The sequence below is a fragment of the Candidatus Binataceae bacterium genome (genome assembly GCA_036495685.1).
Lineage (GTDB): Bacteria > Desulfobacterota > Binatia > Binatales > Binataceae > JAFAHS01.
Window position 1 is genome coordinate 1 of the sequence record DASXMJ010000091.1, and the last position, 6897, is coordinate 6897.

Here is a 6897-nt window from a genome sequence, read left to right on the forward strand (position 1 = left end):
CGTCGGAATGATACATCACCGTTAGCATAGATCGTAGCGCCCGGCGGCAAGATCCATCGGTTCATTGCTGATTTGCCCGACAAATGAGCTGAAAACCCGAAAGATGGGGCTGCGCGCATTCATCCGGCACAGCTTTCGGTAGTACCCAGAATCACTGATCCGCGAAACGCCCTTTGACGGCGCTTCGACCGTCGCCATCGTTGATAAATGTATCCAGGAAGCGGAATACCGTCTCGCGCAGCTCGAAAATGCTCATAAGCAAGTCGCCCGGGGCCAGCTCTGCAACAGGCGCGCAAAGCTGGTCGGAGCTATCGCAGCAAATGCCGCCTCCACAGAGCCGAGCAATAGCAGATCACCGTCATCTACGCGTCGTGCCAATGCGTTGCTGCAGGAGTTTTTGGCTTAGCTTTGTTGCAGAAGGTTCGGACAAGAACACCGGAGCTTTGCTATCTCTCGGAGCGGCGGCGCACCGGCGAGTCGCGCTATGGAGACGGCCAAGTCCTGTCGGTCCCGGCTGTTCGGAAGGATGGCGCACGGATCTCTGTCGAGTTCACTATCGTGCCCTTCACCAGTGATTCCGACCAGATGATCGGCATCGCCGCAATTATGCGTGACACCACCACACGGTTTGACGAATTGCGTGCCCTGCGCCGACAGCTCGCCGCTCACCCAGCGGCCACTGGGGCCGAAAGCCAAAATTCCCAACCATGACGGTACCCGCCTCAGGAAGTCAGGTTCGCACTGGACTCGCCGCTGGAGGAAGGCGGATTCAGGATGCCGCCTCGGTTGCAGGGCTGTTGATCACCAGCGAGGCGATGGTCGGCGACCGGCCGGAGCCCAAGAGCGCACCTGGCATGCCGCCGGGAGGCACGGATTACTAGGCTCCGGCTTGCATCCCTCCCAACCAGGGGGGTGCTAATAATGACCGATTGTCCGGCGACCATAATCTCGCTCGTAACATGATCGAAGTTCACGGGAAGGAAGCGGCTGACGTGGCGCGGGAGAATGCCCGTGGCGCGGCGGTCGCCGGTCAAGCTGAGAAGGCGAAGTCGTGGATCAGGCCATCCAGCGACAGCAGGCCGGCAAGGTATCGGCTATTCGGACCTGGCGACATGGAAAGGGCGCCCGCATGCCATTGGGACCGCCCCGAACATCGCCTGTCAACGCCGATCGGCTCGGGCGGTGCTCGATAGTATGGATGCGGCCAAACTGGACGCTCCTCCGCCGCAGCGCTATTTGGATTGCGGTCGGGGGCGGCTCTGCCTGCGCGTCGAGCCCGCGCTTCTCGATCCACGAGTGAGACGTCTGCGAGGCGAGGATCTCTCCCGAGGTTTTTCATCAAGCAGATTGCGTCCTTGACTGTCACCAAGGCGCGCTGCTCCACTTTCGGTCATGGCCCGGGACTTCGCCGACAAGGGCGCCGCGCGGCGGTGGGTTTGGGACAGGCTTGTCGCTGAGGGCGTGGCCCGTTTTCCGTTTCCGCCGCACGGCCGTATCCCGAATTTCGCGGGCGCCGAGGTCGCGGCTGCTCGGCTCTTTAACATCGAGCCGTGGAAGAGCGCCACAGCCATCAAGGTCAATCCGGATTCACCGCAACGCCCGCTGCGAGCCGAGGCGCTGCGCCGCGGCATCACCATCTTCGTACCGACGCCTAGATTGCGCGGCGGCTTCAAGAAGCTCGATCCGCGCCGTATTCCGCCCGATAAGATCGACGAGGCCGCAAGCTTGTCGCGCGGCGACCGTTGGTCAGAGGAGGTTGCCCTCGCGGACATGCCATCGCTCGACGCCATCGTCTGCGGCTCCGTCGCGGTCACGCGCGATGGGCGGCGATGTGGCAAGGGCGAGGGCTACAGCGATCTCGAATTCGCCATACTGCGCGAGCTCGGTCACCCGCCGGTGCCTGTCGCCACGACCGTGCACGATCTGCAGGTCGTCACCTCCGTGCCCCGCGACCCGACCGATCAGCCGCTCAGTGTGATCGCGACGCCAACCCACGCGATCCGCATCAAGCGTCCCAGCGCTGCACCGACCGGCATCGACTGGACGCGCCTCAGCCCCGAGGACCTAGAGGAAATGCCAATCCTGGCCGAACTCAAGAGAATGACAACATCGAACGCCTAAAGCGCCTCATAACGTTGATGGAGGACCGAGATTTCGTAACTCGGCTCGAGCGGTCTGGACAAACGGCAGATGCGGCTGAGCCGTTTAGGAACCGATACTTCGCCGCAGCACGATTACTAAGGTTTTCAGGGCCGCGTCCGAGTTGGGCCGATCGATCCTCGGCGCGGGTCAGCCGAGCAGTTGCCGGCTCACCAACCGACTGGGGTTGTAAGGCGGCCATTCCGCAGCGCTCGGCTTTGCCAAGGACCTGGCGAGGTTATCATGCTGCGCGGGCTAAGATGACACTCCCTTGAGCACGCAAGCTCAGCAAGGGCGTCAAGTGAAGAGAGGCGTTTTTTGTAGGTAAGAAAGGAACAGCACCGCATGGCAGCCACACCAGCGTGTAAGCCAATCCTTCATGCAATCGCTCCTCGCATCGCCGTGGGAAATGCGAAGCAAACCCTGGCCTTTTATGAGCGAATCGGCTTTGCCTGCACACATCAGGAGGAAGGATTTATGATCGTTGAACGAGATGGAGTGCAGCTCCATCTCCACCCCTCTAATGAGCCTCCCACTCGTCACGGGGCGTTCTGGATCAGAGTGAGTAATATCGAGGCATTGTACCAGGAGTATCTAGCAGCCAATGTGATTACTTCGTCTAAGGTCAAGGCGCAGCCCTGGGGCTTCAAACAATTTCACATCTGTGATTCCTTTCGAAACATCTTTATTTTCGCCGAGAGTCTCCCTGAAGAAGAGGGGAGTGCTGAACAAGCCAAGTGAGCACAAAGACCTTTCTCAGGACCTCGTGAAGCATCTCATCGACCTTTTGACCTCTATCATTGCCCAAAAAAGCGTTCTGACGGCGCAGGGAGTGGGTGCGGATCAGCCGCGGTCGTAGGCTTCCGAATCGGCGGTGTGTCGCGCGTCTCCGCCGAACACCATGAGCGCTATCGGTCCCTGTTCCACTTGCACGACAGTGTCCTCCGCGAATCCCGCGCGCGCGAAGGCGCGCCGCGCCCGGAGATTTTCGACATCGGGGTCGATCGCAACGAGAGGAGCGCCCTCTCGGATCAACATGCCCGCGAGCACGCGCAAGAACGCGCTTCCGTGCCCACGTCCAAGCATGTCCAGTTCTCCGATAAATGCGTCGATGACCTGAGCGCCGGCGGGAAGATGCTGAAGATGAAACTGTGGCCAAGCGTGCGCCTCGTATGCCTGCACATAGGCGAACGGACGCTCGTGATGCTCGACGATCCACTGTCGCATCAAGGGCTCTTCAAGATCCTCCTCTAGGAGCGCGAGTTGCTCGGCAGGATCACCCCACCAACGCACGACTTCAGGTGTCGTCAGCCAACGTTTCACGGTTGGCAGATCGGTATCGGTGAATGAGCGGAAGCGATACGGGAACATTATTCTCACTCTCTCGGTCGCGGTTCTCGCCGGCCACCGAATCCTCGGCATAGGAGTATCGTAGCTGCGGGGTGTCGCTTGCCGAAGGAAACGAGCCGGGTACCGCAGGCGCTAAGGACGAGACGATAGCGAAGAACCGCGCGCAGCGCGATCGAGCAGCTGATAAGTCGTATTGAAGGCCTCTAGCTCACCACGGTGGAGGGGTTGAAGCTTGCCGCACTCGGCTTTGCCAAGGACGCGGCGAAGTTGTCGTGCTCCGCTGGCTAAGATAACCGCGGTTTAATCACGAGAACTCAGCATGGCGCCAAGTGGGGTGGAGCAGCATCGGTCGCGATCATACGACGACTATCGACTACTATCAGCAGGACGATATCGCCTTTGGTACGCGGCTCTATCCTGCTTACGCTACAGTACTACCCCTCACGCCCGCTCGAGATTTTATATCATGGTAATGCGCTGATTTTTCGTTGCAAATTTTTTCCTCGCATCCCAAAGAACCGTATCCCCGATCCGCAGAAATTCGCGCTCTTGATTTCAAAGAGGAATTTCGACGACTCGCGATTTGCCCGGTTTCGGCGACTATCGGCATCGATCGGTCGATTTTTTCGAAACTCCGGCAAACGTGGTGTTATCTCCCTGGTCGGAAAAATCCAGCGGGGAGTCACGAGCGAACCGGGAAGGCGCTGGCGGTCGATCCCCAGTCGATCGAGGCGCTGAGCTCATTGGCAAGTTCGCTCACAGGCCGAGTCCTTGATGGAATGACCGACACCCCTACTGCGGACGTTCGCGCCGCTCGGATGACCAAGCTCCCAGCGTTTGCTTCGCGAGCGCCTGACGTGGCGGACGAAACTCCGCTTCGTCGGGAGCTCGTCTTCGTCGTTCCCGGCCGGCTCGATCAATTTACCGGCGGATATCTGTTCGACCGTCACATTGTCGAGGGTTTGCGCGCGCGGGGCCGGGTCGTTCAGGTCATCGAGCTGACCGGAGGGCGTCGAAAGGCAAACGCGGTGGTGCTCGCCGGCGTGGCCGACGGCACGGAGACAGTTGTCGACGGCCTCGCCCTTGCCAATCTCGGAAAGGTGGTGGCGGCGCAGGCGCGCCGCCTGCGGCTCGTCGCATTCGTCCACGGCCCGCTGGCGCAGGAAAGCGGCCTTCCGCCGGCCCGGGCGAAGCAGGCCGGAAACGCGCGCTTGGAAGCAGGTTCGCGCTACGGCACGGGTAAGGTGGTGCCGCCGGAAAGCGCGAAGGCGCTTCTCGAAGCGGTCATCCGCCCGGGCGACCGGGTCTGCCTCGAAGGCGACAACCAGAAGCAAGCTGACTTCCTCGCCGAGATCCTGGCAGGCGTCGACCCGTCACGAATCCACGATCTTCATATCGTGCCTGCTATGTTCCCCATTTGGCGTCCCGACCAACGTCAGTTCACCGTCACAAAGCCATCCCAGCATAGATATTTTGGATGAGGTTGAGATGGATTTGCCAAGCATGTGAATCATCATCGAATCGGGACGCTATAGAATTCTGCTCTATTCCGTTCCGCGCGAGCGCCCACGCGACAAGCTGAGATCGAGCGAGTCCACCAAGGACGCTGAAACCTTACCCGTGCCTGGCCAGGGTTCAAGGGGTGTCGCTGCCCCGTCGGTTTGCGCCCGAGAACTCGCGATTGAGCGGCCGCCGAGCTCCAGCCTACCCAGGCCATTCCCGGTTCGCAGCGACCTTTATTCGCTCTCGGAGCTTATATCCAATATTTGTGGCGAGAGTGGGACAGCTGCCTTGCTCAAAATAAGCCACGTTATTTTATCAAATGAAACAAAAACAGTCTTAAAACACGCAGATTATTGACCGAGAGAGCAGATCCCTGATCCCGCTGCAACATTCCCTGATAGCCCGATTAAATTCCCTGCTAAGTCGTAAAAATTCCTTGCTCGGATGTTTAGGGAATTGGCCCCGTAAGCATCTGCGATCGCTCACCTTTTCTGGCAACTGAAGTGCCACGGAGTAGCCGAATCGAGCGAAATTCCCTGCAAATTCGCTTCTAGCAGGGAATTTCCAAACAGAGACGAGTTCGCTCATGACTGCCTCCTCCAGCACCGAGTCCTGGTCTCTGGAGCGAACTCCGGCGCTGGAGGGTTCACTGGAGAGCTGCGCAAAGCGCGGCGACCGGCCGGGGGCGAATAACAGCGGCGCCATATCGGAGGAATGTTGATATGAAGACAAACCAGAGCTGGCCTGGCGGTATGGCAGCGGCCATCCTTAAAGCGCCGGGTGCGTCGCGCGCGCGAGGATTTTTAGATGGACGTACCCGAAGCGATGTCGCCTTCCGTTCTCGAAACGCCGGGCCCGGCCCGTACATCCCACTCTAAAGGTTCATGTTCATGGCCGCGGGCAGATAACGGAAAGCCCGGAGCGTTTGCAACACCGCGCAGGCCGCGGTGAGGCCGCTGCCTGGGGCAGATCTCCTTGCGATTAGCTTGCGAGCAGTTTGTGCTGTTCGGTCCAGTTCAGCGGCAGATCGACTTCTGTCAGCCGCGTCGCGGTGAGGTCCACAGGTTGCCGACCCAGCAGGATCGCCTCGACCAGCTGCGGGCTCAAAAAGGCGAGGCCAACGAGGCGGCGAATGTAGCGCCGAGTAATGCCGTCACGCTCGGCCAACTCCTCGAGCGATCGAGCGCGGCCGGTGGCGAGCTCCTCAAACCACGCGCGTCCGCGCGCAATCGCCTTGATCAGCGCCGGATCACACCTCGAGCTGTGGTTCTGCTGCACCAGTCCAGGGAGCACCAGCTTGGTTTCGACACCACGCCGCTTGAAGGCGACTGCCGCCGTTAGCTCGAGGGCGTTGTCGCTCCCGTCCCCCGACGCGGATGATCGGACGTCCCCGCCCAACAACAGGCCGGGCCGCAGCTTGATGATCAGCGTCTTGTCGTCGACGATGACTTTCTCGACGACCTCTCGCACGAGCTTTGCTCGTTCCGCCGGTGAGCCACTGAGCGCCGCTGCGAGATGGGCCGCCCGGCCGAGCATTTTCCGAAGCTGGTCACTGGGCATTCCGTGATCCAGTCCCACCATCGGGAAAGCTCGGAGCGTTTGCAACAACGCGCAGGCCGCGGTGAGGCCGCGGCTTGGGGGAGATCTCCGGGTTTGCGACTAGCTTGCGAGCAATTGGTGCTGCTCGGTCCAGTCGAGCGGCAGAAATCGAGCTCTGTAAGACGCGTAGCGGTGAGCTCGACAGGTTGCCGACCCTGCAGGATTCTCACCAAGGGCAACCAGGTCTTCCGCAGAGACGGGAAATACGTGATCGGGTGATGCGTCGCCGCTTCCACGAGCGGCGGAGCTGATGCCAACAAAGGCGAGCGATCGGCCAGGCCGACGGTGACCTAATGCGGAAAGGAG

General features: G+C 60.4%; 5 protein-coding genes. 3 read left to right on the forward strand and 2 right to left on the reverse strand.

Translation table 11 applies throughout. The features are described from left to right. Positions 1-1392: 1392 nt before the first annotated feature. Positions 1393-2121, forward strand: coding sequence for a 5-formyltetrahydrofolate cyclo-ligase (locus tag VGI36_09855; GenBank protein ID HEY2485442.1), 729 nt, complete (start codon positions 1393-1395; stop codon positions 2119-2121). 363 nt (positions 2122-2484) lie between these two features. Further along, positions 2485-2880 (forward strand): VOC family protein, encoded by a 396-nt coding sequence (locus VGI36_09860; GenBank protein ID HEY2485443.1) that lies wholly within the window; start codon positions 2485-2487, stop codon positions 2878-2880. Positions 2881-2982: 102 nt separating this feature from the next. On the opposite strand, the gene VGI36_09865 is transcribed toward VGI36_09860, so the two are convergent. Continuing rightward, a complete protein-coding gene (locus VGI36_09865; protein ID HEY2485444.1) occupies positions 2983-3510 on the reverse strand; it encodes a GNAT family N-acetyltransferase in 528 nt (175 codons plus the stop codon). A 797-nt stretch (positions 3511-4307) separates the two neighbouring features. Here VGI36_09865 and VGI36_09870 point away from each other — a divergent pair. Next, on the forward strand, positions 4308-4970 hold the full coding sequence (locus VGI36_09870; GenBank protein ID HEY2485445.1) for a malonate decarboxylase subunit alpha: 663 nt from the start codon (positions 4308-4310) through the stop codon (positions 4968-4970). Between the two features lie 1003 nt (positions 4971-5973). Here VGI36_09870 and VGI36_09875 read toward each other — a convergent pair. Then, positions 5974-6573: a hypothetical protein gene (locus VGI36_09875; protein ID HEY2485446.1), complete on the reverse strand. Its 600-nt coding sequence runs from the start codon at positions 6571-6573 to the stop codon at positions 5974-5976. Between the last annotated feature and the right edge of the window lie 324 nt (positions 6574-6897).

What these genes read in the sequence shown, in the direction of transcription:
- VGI36_09855 (HEY2485442.1), top strand. Translation starts at nt 1,393, where the DNA reads ATGGCCCGGGACTTCGCCGACAAGGGCGCCGCGCGGCGGTGGGTTTGG.
- VGI36_09860 (HEY2485443.1), top strand. Translation starts at nt 2,485, where the DNA reads ATGGCAGCCACACCAGCGTGTAAGCCAATCCTTCATGCAATCGCTCCT.
- VGI36_09865 (HEY2485444.1), bottom strand. Translation starts at nt 3,510, where the DNA reads ATGTTCCCGTATCGCTTCCGCTCATTCACCGATACCGATCTGCCAACC.
- VGI36_09870 (HEY2485445.1), top strand. Translation starts at nt 4,308, where the DNA reads ATGACCAAGCTCCCAGCGTTTGCTTCGCGAGCGCCTGACGTGGCGGAC.
- VGI36_09875 (HEY2485446.1), bottom strand. Translation starts at nt 6,573, where the DNA reads ATGGTGGGACTGGATCACGGAATGCCCAGTGACCAGCTTCGGAAAATG.